Here is a 24,210-nt window from a genome sequence, read left to right as displayed (position 1 = left end):
TCCGGCACGACACCGTTTCCCCATGCAGCGGGCGCCCGGCCCGCCACATGGGAGGCACGATGAACGACATCTACATCACGCTCACCGGCAACGTCGCAGCCCCGCCCCGCCAGCACACCTTCACCGACGGGTCGCGGGTCACCTCGCTGAGGGTGGCCACCAGGCATCGCTTCTTCGACAAGAAGACCCAGGAGTGGTCCGACGGCGAGACCGTCTTCTTCGCGGTCCGCTGCTGGCGCACGCTGGGCGACAACGTGGCCCAGTCCTTCCAGGTCGGCCACCCGGTGGTCGTCTGCGGGAAGCTGCGCATCAGGGAGTTCGGCCCCGACGGCGACCGCCGCTTCATGCCGGAGGTGGAGGCCAGCTCGATCGGCCACGACCTGCGCTGGGGGGTGGGCGCCTTCTCCAAGCCCGAACGGTCGGGCGGCATCGGCACCCTGAGCAGGGAGACGCGCGAGAGCCTCGACGAGTCGACCCAGGACTGGGCGATGTCGGGCTCGGGCAACGTCCACCCGTTCACGGGCAGGCCCGCGCCGTCCGACGCGACATTGGTGGAGGAGGCCGCCTCGCCGGAATGGGCGTCAGCCGCTCGCTCCGCCGGGTCGTCGTCCGCAGGCCAGGGTGTCACGTCCGCCGTCGTCCCGGCACTCGCCGGCCGCTCCGTCGCGCACTCGTCCGGACACCCGGCTGCTGCGCTCGTGGAGGGTTCCCCTGGCGACCGGGAAGACGGTTCCCCGGAAGGTGCCCTGGGCGGTTTCCCGGAAGCTCGCGTGGACGCGGCCACGGGAGTCGCCGTGGGAGGCGCCTCCGAGGCGGCCGGTTCCTCGGGTGTCGATGCGGCCAGATCCTGGGGCGCCGACGTGGCCGGACCTGCGGGTGAGGGCGGCCAGGACGACGGCTCAGAGGCCAGCGACGCTGGTCGAGACGGCGCTGGTCGAGATGGCGCTGGTCGAGATGGCGCTGATCGGGATGGCGCTGGTCGAGACGGCGCTGGTCGAGACGGCGGGCAGTCCGGTGGTGCCGGCCGGGTGCGGGTTCTGACCGGCGAAGACGCGTCTCGTACGGTCGGCCGCTCTCGTCGTGCGAAGGCCGCCTGACGGGATGACCCGGTGTCAGGTCCGCGCTGATCGGACGCTTCCGGCGCGGGCCTGGCGCTGCGGCACGTCACTACGAGCCTCTCGGCTGCGACACGTCACGGCGGGGTTGTTCAGGGGGGTTGTTCAGGGGGGTTGTTCAGGGGGGTTGTTCAGGGGGGAAGGTGTGCGGCACCACGGAAATCTGGTGGAGGGGGGCATCGGCCGCATGCGGTGATATCGCGGGCACCGAGCCCGGCTGCCGGGAGGGGCCGGCCGATGGTTTTCCGTGTCAGATGGCTAGAGCACCTGTCAGGTCCAGGTGACGCCCCGCACCATGGCTGCTCCTTTCCCGCACGGCTCGCTCGCGGAGTGAGCGGTATTCCATTTCCAGGCCACCAGACGTGGGTGGCCATGGTGCCAAAGGTAGCGGTTCCCGTCGCGCAACGCACACTCTGCAACTATTGTGTTACACATCGTTAGTCAGGGAGGAGACGAGATGGCGGCGACCAGTCACACCTCGATCAGACCTCGTGACAGTGTGTCCACACTTGCCAGCCGGTGGCCGTTGCTCGCGCAACGCCGGCCCCTCGTCGCCTACCTCATCGGGATCGTCGCGCTCGATCTCGTGGCGATCGGGTTCTTCGCGACGTCGGCCCCCTATCGCTGGCCCGATGCGCTGATGTTCGCCGCCCTGATGGCGTGTGGCGCAGCCTGCATCGAGGCGACGCGACGCCTCGGCATGCCCGCGGGCGTCTCACGCGACCTGTTGTCGGCCTGGTGGCTGCCGGTCGCACTGCTGCTTCCGCCGATCTACGCCCTGCTGGCGCCGATTCTGTTGCAGGCACTGCTCCAGGTGCGGGTCAGGGCCACGGTGGTCTATCGGAGGGTCTTCAGCTCGGCGGCGATCGGCCTCGCGGGGGCGACGGCCTCGGTGGTCTTCCACACCCTGGTGCCCGACGTCTCCGTCCTGTCGAGAGGCGAGGGAACCCCGATCATGCTGGCGGTGGGGTGTGCGGCGCTGTTCGCCGTGCTCAACACCGCGCTGATCGCGGTCGCCGCGCACACCGCCGACCCCGACACCCACTGGCGCGACGTCCTGTGGGACAGGGAGAGCGCGATCCTCGACATCGTCGAGCTGTGCCTCGGCGTGGTCGTGGCCATCGTGTGCGGGCTCAACCTGGCGCTGCTCGTGCTCGCGCTGCCTCCGGTCGTGCTGCTGCAACGCAGCCTGCTCCACGCCCAGTTGCAGGCGGCGGCCCGCACCGATCCCAAGACCGGCCTGCTGAACGCCGCCGCCTGGCAGCGCGAGGCCGACACCGAGATCGTCAGAGCCAGGCGCACCGGCGAGACGCTGGCGCTGCTGATCATCGACATCGACCACTTCAAACGGGTCAACGACGCCCACGGCCATCTGGTCGGCGACCAGGTGCTGGTCGGGGTGGCCGCGACGCTGCGCAGCCAGTTGCGCGACTACGACGTGGTCGGCAGGTTCGGCGGCGAGGAGTTCGTCGTCCTCCTGCCCCGCGCCGACGTCTCCGAGGCCCGCAGGGTCGCCGAACGCCTGCGCAGCCGCGTCGGCCGCATGGCGGTGCCCGTCGACGACGCCCTGATCACCGTGACCATCTCGGCGGGTGTGGCGATCATGAGCATCCACGGCGACGACCTCATCGAACTGCTGGCCGCGGCCGACCTCGCGCTCTACAGGGCGAAAGAGCTCGGGCGCGATCGCATCTGTATTCCGGCGGTGCAGGCCGTGCCGTCCTCTCCGGAGACAGCCGAGGACGCCACCGCCTGAGTACGGTCACCGCTTCCCGGTCCAGTCTCACGTCAGCAGCCCCTAAGCTAGAGACCATGCCGGAGTACATCTACACGCTGCAGCGCGTGCGCAAGGCGCACGGCGACAAGGTTGTCCTTGATGACGTCACCCTGTCGTTCCTGCCCGGAGCCAAGATCGGTGTCCTGGGCCCGAACGGCACCGGTAAGTCGACGCTGCTCCGGATGATGGCCGGCCTGGAGCAGCCGTCAAACGGCGAGGCCAAGCTCATGCCGGGGTTCACCGTCGGCATGCTCCAGCAGGAGCCCCCGCTCAACGAGTCCAAGACGGTCCTCGGCAACGTGCAGGAAGGCGTCGCCGAGACGATGGCGATGCTCAACCGCTACAACGAGATCGCCGAGCAGATGGCCACCGACTACAGCGACGAACTGCTGGAGGAGATGGGCAAGCTCCAGGACCAGCTCGAGCACCGCAACGCGTGGGACCTCGACTCCCAGCTCGAGCAGGCGATGGACGCCCTGCGCTGCCCGCCGCCCGAGGCCGACGTCACCACGCTGTCCGGTGGTGAGCGCCGCCGCGTGGCGCTGTGCAAGCTGCTGCTCGAGGCGCCCGACCTGCTGCTGCTCGACGAGCCGACCAACCACCTCGACGCGGAGAGCGTCCAGTGGCTCGAGTCGCACCTGGAGAAGTACGCGGGCACCGTCCTGGCCGTCACCCACGACCGCTACTTCCTCGACAACGTCGCGGGCTGGATCCTCGAGCTCGACCGCGGCCGCTGCTACGCCTACGAGGGCAACTACTCCACCTACCTGGAGGCCAAGGCGCAGCGTCTCAAGGTCGAGGGCCAGAAGGACGTCAAGCGCAAGAAGCGCCTCGAGGACGAACTCGAGTGGGTCCGCTCGAACCCCAAGGCCCGCCAGACCAAGAGCAAGGCCCGTCTCCAGCGCTACGAGGAGATGGCGGCCGAGGCCGACAAGCACCGCAAGCTCGACTTCGAGGAGATCCAGATCCCGCCGGGCCCGCGTCTGGGCACCACGGTGATCAGGGCCGAGCAGCTCACCAAGGGCTTCGGTGACCGCCTCCTCATGGAGAACCTGACCTTCGACCTGCCCCGCAACGGCATCGTCGGCGTCATCGGCCCCAACGGCGTCGGCAAGACCACGCTGTTCCGGATGATCACCGGCAGCGAGTCGGCCGACACCGGGTCGATCATCGTCGGCGACACCGTCAAGATCTCCTACGCCGACCAGAGCCGCGGCGGCATCGAGCCGAACAAGAACGTCTGGGAGGTCGTCTCCGACGGGCTCGACCACATCAAGGTCGGCAACGTCGAGATGCCGTCCCGCGCCTACATCGCCGCGTTCGGCTTCAAGGGCCCCGACCAGCAGAAGAAGGCCGGTGTCCTGTCGGGCGGCGAGCGCAACAGGCTCAACCTGGCGCTCACTCTCAAGCAGGGCGGCAACGTCCTCCTGCTCGACGAGCCCACCAACGACCTCGACACCGAGACCCTGTCCAGCCTGGAGAACGCGCTGCTCGAGTTCCCGGGCTGCGCCGTGATCACCTCTCACGACCGGTGGTTCCTCGACCGCATCGCCACGCACATCCTGGCGTGGGAAGAGGGCTCCAACTGGTTCTGGTTCGAGGGCAACTTCGCCGACTACGAGAAGAACAAGGTCGAGCGACTCGGCGCCGACGCGGCGCGCCCGCACCGCGTCACCTACCGCCAGCTCCGCCGCGACTGACAACCGCCGCCCCGGGGAGGGTTGGCTCCCCGGGGCGACACCCCTTTACCGCCGGGCACGGCGCCAGGCGTTGGCGTCGAGGCTTCGCATCACCTGAGCGCGCAACGTGACGAGTTCGTTCAGCCACGCTACGGCCTTCGACATCGTGGTCGCGACCGTCGTGGACGGTAACCGTGCGGTCCCGCAGCGGTCGCCTTGAACGGTCGCAGAACAACGTGCATTCGATCATGACGTCCGGGTCTCTCGACTGCATCAGCCACTGATCTCGGGGCGCGGCGTGACGGCGTCCCCGACGCGTCCTCCATGCCGTCATTCCAGCCGACCTTCCCTCACGTGACGTCGGTGAGAGCGGTGGACGTCGAACACCTTCTGGTAACCACCCCCACCTTCCCGACCTGCCGCTCCTACGCTCAAGATCCATGACGGATCTTGGATACCTGGAAGCCTGGCAGATGTGGTTCGCCGGCGATCCCGCCCTGAAGGACGCCACTATGCACGGCCTGGGGATGCTGTGGTGGGGGCGCTTCGGGAAGATCGCGGCCTTCTTCGGCGGGATGACAGTTGTTCTCGACATCATCGGCCCCGCACGCATCCGCGGGTATGGTGCGCGTCTTCGAGCCATCGCGCACGCCCCAGGAGAGCACGTCCGGCGAGCGTTCAGCGCGGCCGGGCTCATCGCCGGGTTGTTCGCGGCCATTCCTCTCCTGGAACTGACTAACGGCTTCATCTCCTGGTTTGCGATGACTCTGCTCCTTTCGGTAGCGGTGGTGGTGGTGGCGGCACTGTTTGAGGGGCGACTGTCCGATGCCGTCCCCAACGGGGTGGCATGGCTCCTTGAACACCCTCGAACGCTGACGTGGTGGCGGGTCATCAGCTTGGTCGCCCTGCTGGTCGGCTTTCACTTCGACCTGCTCGCCTCATAGCCGCCGCGCTCTTGATCTTGTGTGCGGAGAACGCAGGCGCGCCCACCCGCGTGGCTGCGCGTGGTGCGGGTCTACTCGCCTGCCTCCCCGTACGGCCAGCCCCCCAAGCCCCACCCGCCGCCTCCAGCCACCCTCTGTCCAGGGAGACGCTCCTCGGGCGCGCGGGCCGGCCGCCGTTACGCGGTGGAAAGTGTTCCACCGCGACCAGGACCCCAGGACAGATCATCCCTAGCATGGTGGGCATGGCACGCAAGTCCTCCGGTGCGTGGGAGTGGAGCCGCACGGCTCAGACGCGCAAGAGCATGCTGCAGGCGGCTCGTGAGGTGTTCGGCGAGCACGGCTTCGCCGAGGCGAACGTCTCCGACGTCGTCACTCGCGCGGGGTCGAGCGTCGGCAGCCTCTACCACCACTTCGGCGGCAAGGCAGAGCTGTTCATGGCGCTGTGGGAGGACCACCAGCTCGCCCAGGAGCAGGCGTCGGCCTCGAGCGTCGCCAAGGCCAGGCAGGACGGCGTGGACGACCCGGTCGAACTGCTCATCACCGGATCGCGCGCCTACCTCACGGGGGCGTGGGAGCGGCGCGACCTGGTCAGGCTGTTCATGGACGGCGACGGGCCACCGGGGTTCGAGCTGCTGCGCCGTACGAGGGGGAGGCAGTGGCTCCGGCAGAACGCGGCGCTGCTGGGGGCGGGGGCCGAGCCGATCGACAGGTTGACGGTCGCGGTGCTGACCACGGTGATCGGCGAGGCGGCACGAGAGGTGGCCACCAGCGACACCGAGGAGGCCGCCTGCGAGGTGATCGAGGCGGCCGTGGTCCTGATCAGACGCCTGGACCCGGTCTCCCGCCACCCCGACCCTGCCGTATGACCCCTGGGACCGGGCAGTCCCCCAGACCCGGGCGTGCGTGAGCATCTGGGAGGACCTTGCGGGGTCAGGGTCCGGCGGGTCGAGGGCCGTGGGTCCAGGGGGTCCCTCGAGTCCGGGGAAGCACCCCGTGGGTCCAGGGGTCCCTCGACTCCGGGAGGTACCCCATGGGTCTGGGTGGCGCTGCGGGTCTTGGGGGCTGATCTCTTCTCGAACCCGTCCCATCGCGTCGGCCCCTTCAACAGCCGCGAGGGTTGACGGGGTGCTGGTGTCGGGTGGGGGAGCGGGGACGGATACGGTGTGGGCGTGGTTGAACGATCCCTCGCACACGCCAGCAAGCACGTCTTCCCCCGCACGGTCCGGTTCGCCGACATCGACTCCCAGGGGCACGTGAACAACGTCCGCTTTCTCGACTATCTCGAGGACGCGCGGTTCGGGATGCTGCACGTCGACCTCCACAAGGAGGGCGAGGAGACGTTCAAGGGCCTGGTGGTGGCCAGGCACGAGATCGACTACCTGCGTCCGCTCTCCTTCCGAGCCGACCCCGTGCTGGTCGAGACGTGGGTGACCGAGATCAGGCCGGTACGGTTCACGCTCGACTACGAGATTCGCGACGACGAGGAGGTGTTCGTCAGGGCGCGGTCGGTGATCGTCGCCTACGACGTGGAGAACGCCGCCCCCCGCCGCCTTTCACAGAACGAACTGACCTACCTCCGCCGCTTCGCCTGACCGCCCAGCCCCTGAGCGGGAAACCCGCAGGGAGCCGACGAAGGCCCCAGACCCGGAAGCCAGGGTGCCGGGGGCTGGCTCTGAGGCTGCCAGGCCTTGAGTGGGGGAGCTCGCCAGGGGCGCGGGCGGAGGGGCGCGCCGATGCCCCCTCGGATGCGGGCGCGAGCCTCGATGGAGTTCCGCGTCGAGTCGGTTTAGCCCGCTTCGCTCCGCGTGCATGGCGTCGGGGCCGTGCGCGCGCAGGGACCGGAAGGACGCGCCCAAGAGCGACAGGGGGGCCGCGGGCGTCATGATCAGGAGCCTCATGACGCCGAACGGGTCATCGCCTTCTACGCCTGCAACCAGGCGGCGGTGTCGGGCGGCAGGGAGTCGTCGGTGATCGGGCCACTGGACATGATCAGGTGGTCGTACGGCGGCAGCGGCACGGGATCGGGGCCGCAGTTGATGACGCAGGTCAGCGAGCCACGGGTGAAGAAAAGCGCACCCTCGGGGGAATCCATCCACTCCAAGTGGTAAGGGATCGATCGCACCAGGTCACGGCGGCAGGCGAGCGCTCTGCGGTAGAACTCGAGGGTCGAGTCGCTGTCGCCGCTCTGCGCCTCGGCGGTCAGCGCGGCGAACGTCCCCGGCTGGGGCAGCCACGGGTCCACGCCCTCGGGCGAGAAGCCGAACGGCGCCGCGTCGCCGGACCAGGGCAGCGGCACGCGGCAGCCGTCACGCCCGGGGAGAGTCCCCTTCGACTGGAAGAAGATGGGGTCCTGCCGGGCCTCGGGTGGAATGTCCTTCACCTCGGGGAGGCCCAGTTCCTCCCCCTGGTAGAGATAGGCCGATCCGGGCAGCGCCAGCATGACCAGGAGGGCGGCCTTGGCGCGGGCGAGACCGGTGCCGGGGTCGGCGGTGTCGTAGCGGGTGCGGTGCCGTACGACGTCGTGGTTGGACAGCACCCAGGTCGCGAACGGGACGGTGCTCAGCGTGTCGTCGATGACCTTCTTGAACGCCGTCGGCGACCACGGCGCCTGCAGCCAGGCGAAGTTGAAGCTCTGGTGCAGCTCGTCGGGCCTGACGTACAGCGCCAGGTCGGCCGCGCTGTCGGTCCAGACCTCGCCGACGGCCATGCGCTCGCCGGGATACGACTCCAGCAGCTTGCGCCACTGCCTGTAGACCTCGTGCACCTCGGGCTGGCCCCAGATCGGCGAGACCGACATGAAGGACTGGTCGCCGACGTCCGGCAGGCCCTCCGCCTTGTACAGGCCCATCGCCACGTCGATGCGGAAGCCGTCGACCCCCCGATCGAGCCAGAACCGCAGCACGTCGAGGAACTCCTCGTGCACCTCGGGGTTGCGCCAGTTGAAGTCGGGCTGTTCGGGCGCGAACAGGTGGAGGTACCACTGCCCGTCGTCGACCTGGGTCCAGGCGGGCCCGCTGAAGGTGGACTGCCAGTTGTTGGGCTCGTCGCGGAAGACGTAGCGGTCGCGGCCCCGGCCGGCCAGCGCCTCCTGGAACCAGGGATGCCGAGAGGAGCTGTGGTTGGGCACGATGTCGACCAGCACCTTCATGCCGTGCGTGTGCGCGTCGGACACCAGCGCCTCGAAGTCGGCGAGCGTGCCGAACAGCGGATCGACGCCGCGGTAGTCGGCCACGTCGTAGCCGCCGTCGGCCATGGGGGACGGGTAGAAGGGGGTCAGCCAGATCGCGTCCACACCCAGCTGGGCCAGGTACGGCAGGCGCTCCCTGACCCCCACCAGGTCGCCGACGCCGTCTCCCGAAGCGTCGGCGAAGCTGCGGACGTAGATCTCGTAAACGACGGCGTCACGCCACCAGGGGATATCCATGGTGCGAATATTGCCCGTTACGCGGGTGCATTCACCAAGCTGTGCGCGGCCATCACCAGATAGTCCCAGAGCCGCTTCTCCAGCTCATCGGGCAGTTGGAGGTCCTCGACCGCGTCGTGCATGTGCCTGAGCCAGGCGTCACGCTCGGCCTCGCCGATGACGAAGGGGACGTGGCGCATGCGCAGCCTGGGGTGGCCGCGCTCCTCGCTGTAGGTCTTGGGGCCGCCCCAGTACTGGATGAGGAAGCCGCGCAGCCGGTCCTCGGCTCCCGTGAGGTCTTCCTCGGGGTAGAGCGGCCGCAGCAGCGGGTCGGCGGCGACACCCTCGTAGAAGCGGTGCACGAGCCGGCGAAAGGTCTCCTCGCCGCCGACCGCATCGTAGAAAGAACCCTCAGTCACAATCATCCATTCTCTACGGCAAGCACAATGACGGCCACCGCGGTCACCGCTGACCGTCTGTCTTCCACGCGTGCTCCAGCGGACTTCGCAGCCCGCCGTCACGTCAGGGTCGTTGGCCGCCCCCATCGTTAAGCGTTCAGGCGGCGAGCGCGATTCCCGCCCCGTCGAGAGCGGCCTTGACGCGCAGGCGGAGCTCGCGGGCCACCTCGGCCTGCTTGGAGGGAAGCGTCTTGGCGGAGACGCGGAAGATGACCGAGGTGTCGGAGATCTGCTCGATGCCGTAGACGGCGGGCTCCTCCACGATCACGCTCTCGCGGTAGTCGTGGTCGCTCCACAGCTCCTCGGTCACCCGCTTGAGCAGCTCGCGGACCTCGGGGACGTCGGCGTCGTAGGCCACGGGCACGTCGATGTATGCGCGCGACCAGCCCTGGGACTCGTTGCCGACGCGGGTGATGGTGCCGTTGCGGATGTACCAGACGCGGCCGTCGGCGTCGCGCAGTCTGGTCACCCGCAGCGTGACGGCCTCGACCGTGCCGATGGCCGCGCCGGTGTCGATCACGTCGCCGACGCCGTACTGGTCTTCGAGCAGCATGAACATGCCGGCGATGAAGTCCTTGACGAGTTCCTGCGCGCCGAAGCCGATCGCGACGCCCAAGATGCCGACGCTGGTCAGCAGGGGGGCGATGGGGATCGTCAGACGGTCGAGGACGGTCAGGATCGCGGTGCCCATGATGACGATCGAGGCGATGTGCCGCAGGACCGAGCCCATGGTCTCGGCACGCTGCTTGCGCCGCTCATGCAGGAGGGCGTCGATGCCGTCGGTGGCCTGCGTCCTGCGCAGGCGCCCGGTGATGGAGGTGCCGCTGGCGGCCCTGTTGACGACGCGCGTGATCACCCGTTGCGCCAGCTTGCGCACCACGATGGCGATCACGACGATGAGTACGATCGTGATCACGCTGGCGACGAGCGGTGCCCAGGCCGCCTTCTGGAAGAGACCGACGAAGGCTGAGCACACCGGGTCGGTGCCGCATCCGTTCGCCATCCCGTTCGCCAACTGCTCGAGATCAGGAATGGGCGACGGTTGTTTCGGCGTGGCCAGCAGGAACACGAGGTGAATCCCCCTCCGGAAGCGGTTCGGTCGGCAATGTTTGGACCAGTACGACCCAAAACATACTGCCGACCGAACCGGTCGCCGTCACATCACGCCGGGGAAGACGGGGTTGTCAGGGCCCGGGGCCGCGGAGGGCGGGACCTGACGCTCCGGTGACGGTAGACCCGGAAGGAACACACACCCGGAAGCATGTTCCGTTCCGTTTCCGGGAGGGACCCCCCGATCGTCCTCCGGGTGGAACCGGAGGGCGCTTCTCTCTGTACGGCCGGCGCCGCGCCTGCGGCTGTGCCGTACAAGCCATGTGGCGGAAACCGACGGGATGTCCAGGACCACCGTGAACGGAGGCCCTCCGCACCGGACACCCCGTCGGCTCCGCGAGGCCGCGGTCGGAGCGGTGAGCCGCGGTGGCTGCGCCCCACCCGGATCACCGCCATCGTCATTCTCCTACCGCGGCGAGTACGCGGGCGACCTTGGTCGCCGCCCCCGCAGGATCGTCCGCCTGGTGCATCCGCTCGCCCCACGACCAGCAGTACCACCAGTCAGGAACCTCGGACGCCGATCGGCAGGTGACGTTCTCGGCCAAACTGGTCGCGTTTGGATTGATCACCCTGACGAAGACCCTGCCAGAATGCGTTCGCACCACTCTCGCAAGCAGTCCGCGAGCGTCCAGCTCTGAAACCAAGCGCTCCAGATGCCCGAAGTCGTCCCCCACTCTCTCGCCCTCCCTCGAACGAATCGTTGCTGGTGAGAGAAAGGTGACTCATGACCATGCGAGGCGTCAACGCACCCCAACTGCTCCAGGGGAGTGTCCTTGACCCTCGCGGGTTGTAAGAAACAGTCCCCTGGAGGACGATCCTTATCCGTAAGCTTCAAGGGTGCATTTTCATCCTGTCACTAATGGTTCATAGTTTTCATGAGGCAGAGTGCATCCCTCCCGCTACTCTGCGTCAGTAGACGGTGCCTTGCGGCTCAGAGAGAGGGGCCGGGATGTCCGGCAGGCAGCACAGGGAAACGGAGATCGCCAGGCGGATCCGGGCAAAGGGTCTGGCCAGTGGCCGCTCGTGTGCTCAGATAGCCGAAGAGATCCACGAGACATGCAGCCCTCAGTTCGGCACGACGAAGATCAAGGGCCATCGGCTGGCACACGGCATTGCGCTGGCCGACGTCATCGAACAAGTGCGAGCGCTGTTCGAAAGAGACGAGAAACCCGCTCCCGGCATCGGTGAGACGCTGTTGTCGGCCTACGAAAGCGGCCTGAAACGCCCAGGTCCTGAATATCTTCACTATTTGTGCACTGTCTATCGCGTAGAGCCGGTCTCACTCGGTTATGACGGCCCGTGCATCTGCGGCCACGGCCACCGAATGCCGGGCCTCGTGCGGGGCGACTCCCAGGACAGCAGGGGCGAGCTCCTCGCCTCACGGCATCTGCTGATCAGTCAGTCCGGCGCTGAGCCCCACTCCGAGCCCAACAACGACGACGACGAGAACGTCCTTCGCAGGACGTTGTTAACTCTTCTGGACAACAAGGCCAACGGCACCCTGAGGGAGCTCGAGCCGCAGGTGCTCGCCGCCGTCGAGGGCATCAGAAGGCGCATGGACGAGACGCTGGTGACAGCCACGGTCTCGCCGGCCATGCTCGACCAGTGGGAGGAGGCGACACTCAGCTTCGGCCGTCAGTACACCAGCACACCGCCGCTGAGGCTGCTGTGCGACGTGCTGCTGGAGCTCAGCGCGGTGCGCGCGGCGATGAGCCGTCGCCAGCCGACCGACCTCCAGGAGCGGCTGTGCCGCATGGCCGCCCAGCTGTCAGGGCTGAGCGGCATGATCATGATCAACCTCGGCGATCACAGGCTCGCCCGTTCCTTCTTCCGCACCGGGCGCACCGCGGCCGACGAGACGGGCGACCGCGCGCTGCGTGCGTGGGTCACCGCCCGCGAGTCGCTCGTGCCGCTCTACTACGGCGACGCGCGCGAGGCGCTCAACCTCGCCAAGAAGAGCCGCGACCTGGCGGGCCAGACACCCTGTGCCGCCCAGGCCATGGCTCCCGTCGTCGAGGCCCGCGCGCTCGCGCTGCTGGCCGGCACCAGCGGCAAGAAGGAAGTGGTCGACCAGGCCAAGCGGGCGCTGCAGAAGGCGCGCAACGCCTTCTCCCACATGAAGGCCAACGAGCAGGAGGACGTCGCCTTCGGCTACACCGAGCGGCAGCTGTTCTTCTACCAGGGTGACGTGCTCACCAAGCTCGGGCAGACGATCGAGGCCGACATGGTGCTGGAGCAGGCGCTGGAGAAGTACTCCGACCACATCCTCGACCAGACGCTGATCAGGCTCGACATGGCCCAGTGCAGGGTCATCGAGGGCGACATCGACGAGGCGCTCGAGGTCGCCAACAACGCGGCGCGCCTGCTGAAGCCCGAGTACCGCACCGACTTCATTCTCCGGCCGGCGATCGAGTTCGGTAAGGCCGTCGAGGACGCCGGGTGGAAGGACCACCCCGGCCTCAAGGAGTTCTACGAGTTGATGGGAATCGGGAGCAAGAAGGCATGAGCCTGCGTATCCGGCGATACCGTTGGTCCGATCTCGACGGGATCTACGCGCTGCACCAGGTCTGTCTGGCGCAGGTCGGGATCGTGCCGGGCGACGGTGTCTACTACGACGACGACTTCCCGCGCATCCACCAGATCTACCTCAGCAGCGGCGGGGAGTTCCTGGTCGGCGAGGCGGACAGCCGCCTCGCCGCCATGGGCGGGCTGCGCCCGATCGACGTGCACACCGTGGAGGTGTGCAGGCTGCGCGTCCATCCCGACTTCCAGCGACGCGGCTTCGGCGCGCGGATGCTGCAGGCGTTGGAGGGGCGCGCGGCCATGCTCGGCTTCACCAAGCTGCGCGGTGACACCACGATCAACCAGGACGCCGCCCTGGCGCTCTACGAGCGGCAGGGGTGGAGAGAGCTGTCCAGACAGCAGGTGGGCGACCACACCGTGATCTACGGAGAGAAGGACCTCACCTCCGTCCTCGCTCCCTGAGAGCGCGGACGACGGGGCGGGCCGGCCTTCCGCCTGCCGCGTAACGCCATGGGCGCGGCTCCCAGGCCGCTATAGCGTCGGCTGGTGTGCTGATCCGACTGCTGCGCACGCGTCTGACCTCCTCCCGCACGGCCGTCATCACCCTCGTCCTGCTGCAGGGCGCGCAGACGCTCGCCCTTCTCTGCCTCCTGGGCGCCGGCGAGCTGATCGCCTTTCTCACCTACCTGACCCAGATCGTCACCGCCGTCATGTCGGCGACGTTCGTCCTCATGACGATGCCGCGCGCCGAGGTCTGCGCCGAGCGGATCCAGGAGGTGCTCGGCACCGACCCGGAGCTGGCCCCTCCCGCGAGCCCCGTGCGGACGATGAGCCGCAGGGGGCAGGTGGAGGTGCGCGCGGCCACCTTCGGCTACCCGGGCGCGACGACGCTCGCGCTGCGCGGGGCCGACCTGGTGGCGAGGCCCAGCGACTTCGTCAGGAGCCTCGGCCAGCGGGTGAGCCAGGGCGGCGCCAACCTGTCAGGCGGTCAGCGTCAGCGGCTGTCGATCGCCAGGGCGCTGGTGCGGCGGCCCGAGATCTACCTGTTCGACGATCCCTTCTCCGCGCTCGACAGGGACACGGCGGACGCGCTGGGAGCCGCGCTCGCCGTCGAGACCGAGGGCGCGACGGTGGTGATCGTGGCCCAGCGGGTCGACGCGGTCCGCGACGCCGACCGCGTCGTGGTCATGGAGTCGGGCCTGGTGGTGGGCACGGGCACGCACGCCGAACTGCTGCGCACCTGCCCCACGTACCAGGAGATCGCGCTGTCCCAGGAGACGGTGTGAGAGGCCTGCTCGTGGCGCAGTGGCCGTTGCTGGCGGCCTCCGCCCTGTGCGGCCTCGTCAGCGTCGCGCTGGTCGTGGCGGGGCCGCTGCTGCTCGGCGCGGCCACCGACCTGGTCGTGGCGGGTCGTGCGGGTCTTCGGCCGTCAGGCCGAGTCCGCGGCCGCCTTCCACCGGCACAACCAGGAGCTGTTCGAGGCCGGTTCGCGTGCCCAGTTCGTCAGCGGGCTGATCCAGCCCGCGCTGATGTTCGTCGCCAACCTCGGCTACGTGGTCGTCGCCGTGGCGGGCGGGCTGCGGGTGGCCTCGGGCGCGTTGACGATCGGGGAGGTGCAGGCGTTCGTGCAGTACGCCCGCACCTTCAGCGGCCCGCTCTCCAACGTGGGAAGCCTGTCGGGGCTGGTGCAGGCGGGAATCGCCTCCTCCGAGCGCGTCGCGGAGCTGCTGGCCGTCCCCGAGGAGGCGCCGGACCCGCTCCACCCGGTACGGCCGGCGGCGCGCGGCCACGTCGCCTTCCACGACGTGAGCTTCCGTCACGCCTCGGGCCCGCCGGTGATCGAGCACCTGTCGCTGGAGGTCCGGCCGGGGCAGCGGGCGGCCGTCGTCGGCCCGACGGGAGCGGGCAAGACCACACTGGTCAACCTGCTGATGCGCTTCCACGAGGTCACGGGGGGCCGCATCACCCTCGACGGCGTCGACCTGACCGCCATGACCAGGGCCGACCTGCGCTCGGTGGTCGGGATGGTGCCGCAGGACACGTGGCTGTTCGACGGCACGATCGCCGACAACATCGCCTACGGCGCGACCCGCCCCACCGCGGAGCAGGTCGCCAGGGCCGCCCGCCTGGCCTGCGTGGACAGGCCGCTCGACACCGTGATCGGCGAGGACGGCGGAGGGCTCAGCGCGGGCGAGCGCCAGCTCATCGCCATCGCCAGGGCGTTCCTGGCCGACCCCGCCGTCCTGGTGCTGGACGAGGCGACCAGCTCGGTCGACACCAGGACCGAGGCGCGGGTGCTCAGAGCCATGAGACAGCTCAGCGAGGGCCGCACCTGTTTCGTGATCGCCCACAGGCCCGCCGCGATCAGCGGCGCCGACGTGGTCATCTCCATGACGGCCCCTGAACGGGACGACAGGAATCCTCGAATCGGGGTGGGTGATGCGTGAGGGTCTGAGGTTAATGGGCGGATTGCCGTAATTGCTCGGGGGAGTATTGGCGGGCCCGTGAGTGATGCCCTTCCCCCTGCGTGTAAGTGCAGCCCCTCCGGTCGCTCCAAGCGCGTCAGGAGGCGCGCGACCTAGTGAGATGCTGCGGTGCATGGCAGTGGTGCCCGCTCCCCGACCCCTCCTGGGAGCCGTGCTTCTGTTGTTCGTCAGCGCCGCTTGGGGGTCGGCCTTCCCGCTGATGAAGAGTCTCATCGACGAGCCGTTGAGCATGTCGGTGACCGACCTGCTGGCCGAGCGCTACACGATCGCGGCCGTGGTCCTCTTCCTCATCAGGCCCAGGAGTCTGCGCGGCCTCGCGAGGGGCACCTGGTCGCGGGGCATCGTCCTGGGCGTCATGTTCGGGGTCGGCCAGACCATGCAGGCCTTCGCCCTCGACGACCTCTCCTCGGCCGTGTCGGGCTTCGCCGTCGGCTGCAACGTGGTCATGACTCCGGTGCTGGCGCTGATCCTGTTCCGCGTCAGGGTGCCCAAGCGCATCTGGTTCGGCGTGGCGCTGGCGCTCTGCGGCGTGGCGATCTTCGCGCTGATGAAGGGCGACGGGGTGAGGTTCGCCCCCGTGGCGCTCGGCCTGACGCTGTGCGCGGCCGCGCTGTACGCCTGCCACACGCTCGTGCTGGGCAACCTCTCCAGGGCCAACTACAACGCCTACGCCATCACCGTCATCCAGTTGCTGACGATCGGGCTGCTCACGGGGGTGATGGCGGTGCCCGACGGGCTCGAGGCGCCGCCGGGACCGTACGGCTGGCTCAAGCTCGCACACCTGGCCATCGTCTCCTGCGCCCTGGGCTTCCTGGCCCGCTCCTTCGGCCAGCGGCACCTGCAGGCGGTGCCCAGCGCGGTGCTGCTGGCGTCCCAGCCGCTGTGGGTGGCGCTCATCGCGCTGCTGTGCGACGAGCCGGTGGCGGCCAGCGTGCTGGTGGGCGGGCCCTTCATGGCGGCGGCGATGCTGCTGGCCGTCCCGTCGAAGGGCGCGGCCGTGGTGGTCGGCGATCCTCCCGCCAGGGTGCACCAGGCGCCAGAGGCCGACGAGGGGCTGCGCAGGGCGGCCAAGCGGGCGGCCGAGGTGCTGGCCTCGCTGCGCGCTCCCGAGCCCGCTCCCGTGCGCCCGCCGGTCCCCTTCGACCTCGCTCAGGTCAGGGAGTGCTGGATCAGGGCGGCCGAGCGCGACCCCGACGTGGAGCCCTGGTGCTCACTGGCCAGCAAGGGCGGCGGCGAGCCGGGCATCGACCGGCTCATCGAGCACGCCACCGAGATCGTCAAGGCCCGGCAGGAGCCGGCCAGCCAGGACGGCTGCCTCACCTTCCCGCTCAGCGGGCGCTGCCTGTGCGCGTTGCGGCCCGAACCTGTGCGCGAATCTGAGCCTCAAGAGGCCCCAGATATCGGTGTGATGCGGTGATTCAGACCTCTTTCTCATAGGCCTTGAACTTTGTCGACATCTCAACTAATTGTGTCTTTACCTAGGCAAGGAGAAGGACGCATGAAGAGGATCGTCGTCCGCAAGCCCGGCACCGCCCGGCTCACAGGGACCGCCTCCGTCATCCACAAGGGGTGACCCAGCACCGGCGGCTCCAAGGTGCGTACCAGGAGAACCCGGCGTCCACTCCGCTGCTGATGTCGCCGATAGACGCGCATCGGCGCCCTCACGGTCCCTACACCGTGGCGGCGGCGTTGCTGGCCCGGCTGGTTCCTGACGCATTGGAACGTTCCCCTGATCTCGTGTCCGCGTACGACATCGAGATCAGGGCGGCGGCGCCGGCCCTGCGTGGGCGCGTACCCGCCAGGCGGGTCACGATCGACGAGGGGCTGCCCGACGAGGAGCGCATCCTCGTCCCCGCACCCCGCCGCACGCTGCGGCTGGCCAACGGGCTGACGGAGTTCGTCGCCGCGGCCACTCCTCCCGGAGTCGTGCTCGTCGTCCACAACGCCGATGAGGCCGACCCGACGGACGCCGAGCTGCTCGAGGTCATGACGCGCAGGATCCCCGCCTCGCACCTGCGCATCGAGGTCTACGCCGACGGCCCCAGGCCGCCGGAGGACGACAGGACGGCGGGGCAGCTGTGGGAGCTGGTCGACCACTGCGTCCGCGAGGGCTTCCTGCACGCGGTGGCCGAGCTGGGCCTTCGGGGGCTGGCGGCGACGGAGCAGGGCGGCCAGGCGTGGTGGCGCTTCGCGCAGCGCACGGCCACCGCCCTCGGTGGCCTCGGCCGCCCTGACGAGGCCAGAGCGCTGTGGGAGCAGGTGCGCAGGGCCAGTCAGGATCCCGCCATGCACGCCGCGGCCGCCTACGGCACCGCGATGCTCGACGCCCGTCACCCCGACCCCGCCCGGCGCGACCTCGGCAGAGCGAGAGGCTGGGCCAACCAGGCCATCGCCATCTCCACCCTGGTGCCCGACCGCGCCTTCAAGCTGGGCTTCGACCGCAACGGCCTGGCCCTGATCGAGCTGCGCGAAGGTCGCAAGGAGGCCGCTCTCGCCCTGGTGGAGTCGGCCATCGACCTGGCCGCCCGCGAGCTGCCCGACCGCCATCCCGTCCACCGCATGGTGCTGCTGGCCAACAGGGCGCAGTTGCTGGCCGCGCTCGGCCACACCAAGGAGGCGCTCGAGGACTACTCCGCGGCCATCGCGATCGACCCCGTCTTCCCCGACCACTACCTCGACCGCGGCAACCTCTGGTTCTCGCTGGGCAGGAACGAGGAGGCGCTGGCCGACTACCAGAGCGCGATCGCGATGAGCCCGCCGCTGCCCGAGGCGTACTACAACAGGGCCGAGGTGCGCATCGCGCTGGGGGAGCAGGAGGCCGCGCTGGCCGACCTCGCGTACGTGCTGGAGTGCGACCCGGCCTACCTCGACGCCTACATCAACAGGGCGGGCTTGCTGGCGGGCATGGAGAGGGACGGCGAGGCGTTCGAGGACGTGCGCGCGGGGCTGGCGCTCGCCCCCGGCAACCCGCATCTGCTCACGGTGCTCGGACAGTTGGAGACGGCGGCCGGACGTCCGGAGGAGGCGGCGAGGGCGCTGGACGCGGCCATCGCCGCGGCCCCCGCACTGGCGGCCGCGTGGGCGAACAGGGGAGCGTTGCGCTACGAGCTCGGGCAGCTCGAGCCCGCCCTCGACGATCTCACCCGAGCCGTCGAGCTGGACCCCCAGCCCGACCTCCTCGCGAACAGGGCGGTGGTTCTTGCGGCGCTCGGCAGGCGGTGATCGCGCACAATGGCGGTATGTGGGCGACGATCGGGCGGGTGGCGGCCATCTACGCGAGCCTGGGAGCGCTGTGGTGGGTGGCGATCAACGCCACCAGGACGGCGGCCCGCTGCGGTGACTGGCCCTGCCTCTACCCCACGCTCGGCGCCTACCTGGTGGTGACGGTGGTGACGCTGGCGGCGGCCGTGCCCCTGCTCAGGCGGGTCGAGGTCGGCGCCGCCCGCCGTGTGGCCCTGGCGGCGGCGGCCGTGCTGCTGGCGATCAGAGGGTTCGGCGAGGCGGTGCCGGCCTCGCCCTCCCAGGTCATGGAGGTCGTACGCGCGGGTCTGGCGTTCACCGTGGCGGGCACGGCCGGCGCCGTGCTGTCGGCGCCGGGGCTGGCCGCCCGCTGGCGGGTGCTCGGCTGGCTCGTCGTCCTGGCGCTGCCCGTGGCGGGCATCGCACTGGTGTGGTCGCGCTACGGGTTCTGAGGGAAGACCCGCACGTCCGCAGCCGCCGCGCAGCGCGAAGGTGTCGTGCACCAGGCGGAGCCGGGCAGCAACGGCAGCGCCGGACCCGCTGCGGGAGAAATCTCCGGGTGGAGAATTTTCCACCGCTCTGACCGGAGGAGGATTCTCCACCTGAGGCGGGCAGGGCTACCACTGAGGCGGACGTTTCTTGTCCCCAGCTCACGCGAGAACCTTCGACTCCCAGTCGGCGACGATCGTCTCGGGATTGGGCATCGGCCGCCTGCACGGCACCGCCGAAGGCGCTGCCCATCGTGTGCGGATCGCTGTCGCTGTGCGCGCATTCCATCCAGGAGATGACCCGAGAGAAGAGCCGGCGCGCCTCGTCCACCTCGCCGAGGGTGCAGCCGCTCGATCTGTCCATGCAGGGGCCCGACCACTACGACGGCACTGGACAGAACCCTCGACTGATCGGCAGGTATAGCATCGCCCGATGGGCACGAGCTTCGCCGAGTCGCTGCGCGACCTCCGTCAAGGAGGCAGCGCACAGGCCGCCGCCATCACCCGTGGCGCGAGCGGGCCACCACCTCGGGCCGTCAGCGTGGTCCACGGCCTCGACCGGCTGCGCTGCGCCTCGCTGCTCAAACCGCTCTACTGCTGGGCCGCCGCGGCGCACGTCGCCGACCAGGGCTTCTGGCGCCACCACGCCGAACCCGCCGTGATCACCTCCTCCAACAGCGACACACGGGCGCTGTGGATGGCGGTCGGGCCGCGGGTGATCCTGGCCGAGCTCCGCCGTCGCTGCGGCGTCAGCTGGCGCCCCGCCAACGGAGACCCTTCGCGCTTCGGCTCGGTGGAGGTGGCCGCCGCCGAGGTGGCCGACGCCTACGCGGCCCTGTCCCAGTCCGCGCTGGCGGGTGACCCGGTGGCCGCCGACGTGCTCTCCTGGATGCGCGAGGTGCCGGCCGACCAGGCCTTCGGCGTGCGCGACGTGCTCAGGGTGCCCGAGGCGGCGATCAAGTGCGGCTGGTACGGCGGCGCCGACGAGAGCTGGCTGCGCACGCACGCCGTCGTGGTCATCCCGCGCGGCGGCGTCGGGGTCACCGTCGTCGTGGGCATGACCGCGCAGCTCTACACCGACGAACGGCAACGCGAGATCTACCACGCGAGGGTGGCCGAGGGCCTGCCGGTGGAGGCCGAGCACGAACGGGTCGGAGGACCACTGCTGCGCGGCCTGATGACCAGAGCCCTCGCGGAGACAGGAGCTTGACGGAGGCCGGGCGCGCGCCGCGCCAACGCGCGCCCGGATCGGCGATCAGACCAGATCGTCGAATTCGCCGTCCTTCATGCCGAGGCGGAAGGCCTCCCACTCGGCTTCGGTGAAGAACAGCCTGGGCCCGTCAGGGTCCTTGGAATCGCGCAGGACGAAGAGCCTGTCCTGCTCGGACTTGTGAGCGGCGGTGTCCCCGGGCGCGTCGAGGACGGCTACTTCAACGCAGTCTCCGCCATTGCCACCACTACGACGCGCCTTGTGCCAGGTGAGGTCGTTCATATGCTCTCCTCCACTTTCGACAGCAAATTTAGACTTGAGTGAACCGGTAAGGCGAGTGACCTGATCACGTCATATCGTCGGACAATGGATTCGACGTCGGAGGGGCGGTCGGTGACATATCCCGCCCCCGCCGATTCCAGATAGACGAGATCCGGCTCACCCTGCACCTTCGCGATGACGAAGGCGCCGGTCAGCCCCGGCACCGCCTGGGCGTCCGCGGGGATGACCTGAACGGTGACGTTGGGCAGCTCGGACGCCTCCAGCAGCGCGCGCACCTGCCCGCGCATGGTCGCGGCCGAGCCGACCTGCCTGCGGATCACCCATTCGTCGAGCACCACCCAGTACATCGGGGGGTCACGACGATGCAGGATGGACTGCCTGGTCATGCGAGCCGACACCGCCTCCTCCGCCTGCTCCGCCGTCGCCGCCGGCTCCCTTCGGAAGACCTCGCGGGCGTAGTCCTCGGTCTGCAGCAGGCCGGGGACCAGCAACGGCTGCCACGTCTGGAGTGTGCGCGCCGTCTGCTCGATCTCCAACCACGGGCGGAACCAGGCGGGGTAGGCCGCCTGCCGTACCAGAGGCCACAACCGGACCAGCGAACCGCCGGTCCCGAGCACCTGGTCGGCCCGCTCGGCGAAGTCGCGCGAGGGGGTGCGCCTGGCCAGTTCGATCGCGCACACCAGCGAAAGGGAGTAGCTCAGCCTCTCGGCCAGCTGTTCCTGGGACAGGCCCGCACGGGTGCGGTACTCCCTCAGCTCCGCTCCGAAGAAGGCCAGCGGACTGGAGCTGGGATCGAGCTCACGTGCAGCAGGCATCGGGGGCTCCGGTTCTACACGGGTTCTACAAATGCGACCGGGTCTCTCACAGTCCATGTGTGAGACCCGGATCCGTACCTAGAGTAGTCACTTGAATGCAGACTGGGGTCACGACAGGGGAATTCTCGCCGATCTAAGGACGTGAGGTGCGAATGGGCGCCGTCTACAGCCAACGGGTGGAAGAAGAGCAGATCGAACAGTTGGAATGGGTTCAGGAACGGCTCGCCGCATCGGGCATCCGTGCCCTTCTCGTCAGGCATCTGCGCCTGACGCTCCTCCAGAACAGGTACGACCCGCCCGAACGCCGCGGTCCGGTGCTCATGGCGGGCTCGATGCGGATCAGCGTCGAGGACGGCTTCCACGTCGAGCGCGAGGACGGCCGCACGGCCGACTTCCACGACGCCGACGAGGCCGCGGCCTACGTCGCTAGCGCAGTTTCCTGATCACCTCGGGCAGCTCCGGCGGGTCGAGACGGCCCGGCAGCGAGCCAAGCTCCTCGGCGCCGAACCAGCCGTAGCCGAGGAAGGCCTCGCTCTCCTCCTCCGTGAGCTCGCCGGGATCCACCGCGGGACACGCCTCGTCGAAGCGGGCCACGTAGAACGGCTCGACCTTCACGTAGTGCACGCCGAGCCAGGTGAAGTCCCGATCGACCGCGACCCACCTGTCCTGGACCGCGTCACCCGGCAGGCCGGTCTCCTCGGTCAGCTCGCGTCTGGCCGCCTCCAGCGGGGTCTCACCCGCGTCGAGCCCGCCACCGGGCGGCTCCCAGATGTCCTGGCGGCTGACCTTGTCGAGCCAGTGCATCAGCAGCACCCGCTCGTCGCGATCCAGACACACCACCCGCGCCGCCGGCCGCGCCTCGCTCACACCCGCCACCCTTTCCCGCTCCCGCCGAGCTTCTCGCCCTTCCCGGCGTTCCACCTTTGCCTCGATCGCCCTGCCTTGCTTCCTGCCCTGCCTCGACGCCCTCGCTTGCTGCCTGCCTTGCCTCGTGAGCCTTCCTGCGCTGCTTCCTGCCTTGCCCGGCTTTCCGCTCTGCGCGGCTTTCCGCTCTGCGTGGCCTTCTGTTACGGCCGGCATCCCCAAAGGCCACCGTGGTCACCGGTGATCGTCCGTCCGTCACGCTACTCCAGCAGGACTTCGCCTCCGTCGCGAACGTGGCACCCCCCGGGCCGGGCCGTATGGATGTGTGGCGCCTCCCGGGCGGGGCCGTACGGGATGTGTGGCACCCCCGGGGGCGTACGGCATGAGGTCGGTCAGGGCTCGGACAGGACGAGGTCGAGCAGGCCGGGGAAGCGCTCGTCGAACTCCGGCTTGCGCAGCCGGTTGAGGCGGCGGGCGCCCTCGTCGCGCTGCTCCAGCAGGCCCACGTTGCGCAGCACCGAGAAGTGGTGGCTGAGTGTGGACTTGGCCACGGGCAGGTCGTTGAACGTGCCGCACGGCCGTGACCACTCGGGCACCTGGGCGAGCTCGCGCACGATGCGCCGCCTGATCGGGTCGGACAGCGCCTCGAGCGCGGCCTGGAGCGAGGCCTCCATGGGAGAGCCGTGGGTCAGTCCGCGCGTTCTGTTCGACGACGCTCGAACATTACTGTAGTGTTCCATCTCAATCGAACAGTCTACCTGAGGGGTCTCGAGAGCGATGGACAACGGTCGAATCGGTGTCTGGCACCCCTCGTTCAGCAGGGCGCCCGCGCCCCTCGCGCGCGAAGCCGCCGCCAGGCTGGACGAGCTCGGCTACGCCACCCTGTGGCTCAACGAGGGCCCTGGCAGCAGGGAGCCGCTCGCCGCCGCCGCGATGCTGCTCGCGGCGACCAGCAAGATCAAGATCGGCACCGGCATCGCCAACATCTGGGCCCGCGACGCCACCGCGATGGCGGCAGGGCGCTCCACACTCGGCGAGGCACACCCCGGCAGGTTCCTGCTGGGCATCGGCGTCAGCCATGGCTCGCTCGTCTCCTGGCGCGGCCACGAGTACGGTAAGCCGCTCACCGCCATGCGCGCCTACCTCGACGGCATGAACCAGGCGGCCGACAGCGTCATCAAGGGCGGCGACGCGCCCCTGCTGCTGGCGGCGCTGCGCCCCAAGATGCTGGAGCTCTCGCGCGACAGGGCCGACGGCGCCCACTCCTACCTCGTCCCCGCCGAGCACACCGTCATGGCCCGCGAGATCCTCGGGCGCGATCGGCTTCTGGTGCCCGAGGTGGGGGTGGTCCTCGAACGCGACCCCGCGAAGGCCCGTGCGATCGCGCGCGAGCACATGTCCTACTACCTCACGCTGCCCAACTACGTGAACAACCTGCGCCATCTCGGCTACACCGACGACGACCTGGCCGACGGCGGCAGCGACCGGCTGGCCGACGCCATCGTGGGCTGGGGCGACGAGGAGGCGGTCGTCGCGCGGGTGCGCGCCCATCTCGACGCCGGCGCCGACCAGGTGGCCATCCAGCCGCTGACGGCCGGCGGGGCCGACCTGGCCGACGGGATGTCCCAGCTCGAACGCCTCGCGCGGGCGCTGGACCTCTGACCTGCTCTCGGCCTCGTCTCCCTCTTGACATCCGCCTGAGGCGGCCCGACCATCCTCGTTCGCGGGTTCGCGGGTTCGCGGGTTCGCGGGTTCGCGGGTTCGCGGGTTCGCGGGTTCGCGGGTTCGCGGGTTCGCGGGTTCGCGGGTTCGCGGG

Annotated in this window: 23 protein-coding genes and 1 pseudogene; 17 read left to right on the top strand and 7 right to left on the bottom strand. The window is 69.4% G+C overall.

All coding sequences use genetic code 11. The features are described 5' to 3' along the window. Positions 1–47: 47 nt before the first annotated feature. From ABFX50_RS51490 to ABFX50_RS34245, 7 genes and pseudogenes are all read left to right on the top strand, one after another. A pseudogene (locus ABFX50_RS51490) lies at positions 48–311 on the top strand (single-stranded DNA-binding protein); the annotation flags it as partial. A gap of 523 nt (positions 312–834) precedes the next feature. Further along, on the top strand, positions 835–1,041 hold the full coding sequence (locus tag ABFX50_RS34270; RefSeq protein ID WP_346152334.1) for a hypothetical protein: 207 nt from the start codon (positions 835–837) through the stop codon (positions 1,039–1,041). Between the two features lie 573 nt (positions 1,042–1,614). After that, positions 1,615–2,871: a GGDEF domain-containing protein gene (locus tag ABFX50_RS34265; protein WP_346152332.1), complete on the top strand. Its 1,257-nt coding sequence runs from the start codon at positions 1,615–1,617 to the stop codon at positions 2,869–2,871. 56 nt (positions 2,872–2,927) lie between these two features. Next, positions 2,928–4,592 carry an energy-dependent translational throttle protein EttA gene (gene ettA / locus ABFX50_RS34260; RefSeq protein WP_346152330.1) on the top strand — a complete coding sequence of 555 codons (1,665 nt, stop codon included), beginning with the start codon at positions 2,928–2,930 and terminating at the stop codon, positions 4,590–4,592. 419 nt (positions 4,593–5,011) lie between these two features. Further along, complete coding sequence (locus ABFX50_RS34255) at positions 5,012–5,515, top strand: hypothetical protein (protein ID WP_183647668.1); 504 nt, start codon at positions 5,012–5,014, stop codon at positions 5,513–5,515. A 242-nt stretch (positions 5,516–5,757) separates the two neighbouring features. Further along, the gene (locus tag ABFX50_RS34250) at positions 5,758–6,381 is read left to right on the top strand and encodes a TetR/AcrR family transcriptional regulator (protein ID WP_183647664.1); all 624 of its coding nucleotides are present in this window, start codon (positions 5,758–5,760) and stop codon (positions 6,379–6,381) included. A gap of 303 nt (positions 6,382–6,684) precedes the next feature. Continuing rightward, a complete protein-coding gene (locus ABFX50_RS34245) occupies positions 6,685–7,107 on the top strand; it encodes an acyl-CoA thioesterase (protein WP_183647662.1) in 423 nt (140 codons plus the stop codon). Positions 7,108–7,436: 329 nt separating this feature from the next. Here the strand turns inward: ABFX50_RS34245 and ABFX50_RS34240 are convergent, their stop codons facing one another. The 3 genes from ABFX50_RS34240 to ABFX50_RS34230 all read right to left on the bottom strand — a co-directional run bounded on the left by ABFX50_RS34240 (position 7,437) and on the right by ABFX50_RS34230 (position 10,292). Next, complete coding sequence (locus ABFX50_RS34240; protein ID WP_346152327.1) at positions 7,437–8,939, bottom strand: glycoside hydrolase family 13 protein; 1,503 nt, start codon at positions 8,937–8,939, stop codon at positions 7,437–7,439. 17 nt (positions 8,940–8,956) lie between these two features. Then, complete coding sequence (locus ABFX50_RS34235; RefSeq protein ID WP_346152325.1) at positions 8,957–9,343, bottom strand: globin; 387 nt, start codon at positions 9,341–9,343, stop codon at positions 8,957–8,959. Between the two features lie 130 nt (positions 9,344–9,473). Next, complete coding sequence (locus ABFX50_RS34230; protein WP_346152323.1) at positions 9,474–10,292, bottom strand: mechanosensitive ion channel family protein; 819 nt, start codon at positions 10,290–10,292, stop codon at positions 9,474–9,476. Between the two features lie 1,332 nt (positions 10,293–11,624). On the opposite strand from ABFX50_RS34230, the gene ABFX50_RS34225 reads away from it, so the two are divergent. The 8 genes from ABFX50_RS34225 to ABFX50_RS34190 all read left to right on the top strand — a co-directional run bounded on the left by ABFX50_RS34225 (position 11,625) and on the right by ABFX50_RS34190 (position 20,433). Beyond that, positions 11,625–12,992: an NsdA family TPR-like regulatory protein gene (locus ABFX50_RS34225; RefSeq protein WP_487047385.1), complete on the top strand. Its 1,368-nt coding sequence runs from the start codon at positions 11,625–11,627 to the stop codon at positions 12,990–12,992. After that, positions 12,989–13,471 (top strand): GNAT family N-acetyltransferase, encoded by a 483-nt coding sequence (locus tag ABFX50_RS34220; protein ID WP_346152320.1) that lies wholly within the window; start codon positions 12,989–12,991, stop codon positions 13,469–13,471. Before ABFX50_RS34225 ends, ABFX50_RS34220 begins: the two co-directional genes overlap by 4 nt. Positions 13,472–13,557: 86 nt before the next feature. Beyond that, a complete protein-coding gene (locus ABFX50_RS34215) occupies positions 13,558–14,295 on the top strand; it encodes an ATP-binding cassette domain-containing protein (protein ID WP_346152318.1) in 738 nt (245 codons plus the stop codon). 126 nt (positions 14,296–14,421) lie between these two features. After that, positions 14,422–15,456, top strand: coding sequence for an ABC transporter ATP-binding protein (locus ABFX50_RS34210; RefSeq protein WP_346152317.1), 1,035 nt, complete (start codon positions 14,422–14,424; stop codon positions 15,454–15,456). 190 nt (positions 15,457–15,646) lie between these two features. After that, a complete protein-coding gene (locus tag ABFX50_RS34205) occupies positions 15,647–16,912 on the top strand; it encodes a DMT family transporter (RefSeq protein ID WP_346152316.1) in 1,266 nt (421 codons plus the stop codon). Positions 16,913–17,232: 320 nt separating this feature from the next. Continuing rightward, the gene (locus ABFX50_RS34200) at positions 17,233–18,717 is read left to right on the top strand and encodes a tetratricopeptide repeat protein (RefSeq protein WP_346152314.1); all 1,485 of its coding nucleotides are present in this window, start codon (positions 17,233–17,235) and stop codon (positions 18,715–18,717) included. A 17-nt stretch (positions 18,718–18,734) separates the two neighbouring features. Next, complete coding sequence (locus ABFX50_RS34195; protein ID WP_183647638.1) at positions 18,735–19,187, top strand: hypothetical protein; 453 nt, start codon at positions 18,735–18,737, stop codon at positions 19,185–19,187. A 469-nt stretch (positions 19,188–19,656) separates the two neighbouring features. After that, complete coding sequence (locus ABFX50_RS34190; protein WP_346152312.1) at positions 19,657–20,433, top strand: hypothetical protein; 777 nt, start codon at positions 19,657–19,659, stop codon at positions 20,431–20,433. A 45-nt stretch (positions 20,434–20,478) separates the two neighbouring features. Here the strand turns inward: ABFX50_RS34190 and ABFX50_RS34185 are convergent, their stop codons facing one another. Next, positions 20,479–20,715, bottom strand: a complete 237-nt coding sequence (locus ABFX50_RS34185; protein ID WP_183647630.1) for a DUF397 domain-containing protein — start codon at positions 20,713–20,715, stop codon at positions 20,479–20,481. After that, entirely contained in the window at positions 20,712–21,530 is an 819-nt protein-coding gene (locus tag ABFX50_RS34180) for a helix-turn-helix domain-containing protein (RefSeq protein WP_346152311.1), read from the bottom strand. The genes ABFX50_RS34185 and ABFX50_RS34180 overlap by 4 nt, the downstream gene beginning before the upstream one ends. Positions 21,531–21,682: 152 nt before the next feature. Between ABFX50_RS34180 and ABFX50_RS34175 the strand changes: the two genes are divergently transcribed. Further along, entirely contained in the window at positions 21,683–21,973 is a 291-nt protein-coding gene (locus ABFX50_RS34175; protein ID WP_346152309.1) for a hypothetical protein, read from the top strand. Here the strand turns inward: ABFX50_RS34175 and ABFX50_RS34170 are convergent. Beyond that, entirely contained in the window at positions 21,957–22,397 is a 441-nt protein-coding gene (locus ABFX50_RS34170) for an NUDIX hydrolase (RefSeq protein WP_183647622.1), read from the bottom strand. The genes ABFX50_RS34175 and ABFX50_RS34170 overlap by 17 nt on opposite strands. A gap of 389 nt (positions 22,398–22,786) precedes the next feature. Beyond that, complete coding sequence (locus ABFX50_RS34165) at positions 22,787–23,068, bottom strand: ArsR/SmtB family transcription factor (RefSeq protein WP_346152306.1); 282 nt, start codon at positions 23,066–23,068, stop codon at positions 22,787–22,789. 103 nt (positions 23,069–23,171) lie between these two features. On the opposite strand from ABFX50_RS34165, the gene ABFX50_RS34160 reads away from it, so the two are divergent. Continuing rightward, positions 23,172–24,056, top strand: coding sequence for a TIGR03620 family F420-dependent LLM class oxidoreductase (locus tag ABFX50_RS34160; RefSeq protein ID WP_346152305.1), 885 nt, complete (start codon positions 23,172–23,174; stop codon positions 24,054–24,056). Positions 24,057–24,210: the final 154 nt, after the last annotated feature.

The organism is Nonomuraea recticatena (genome assembly GCF_039533245.1).
GTDB lineage: Bacteria > Actinomycetota > Actinomycetes > Streptosporangiales > Streptosporangiaceae > Nonomuraea > Nonomuraea roseola.
The sequence above is the reverse complement of the archived record's forward strand: the minus strand, read 5'-3'. Positions and strand labels throughout refer to the sequence as shown.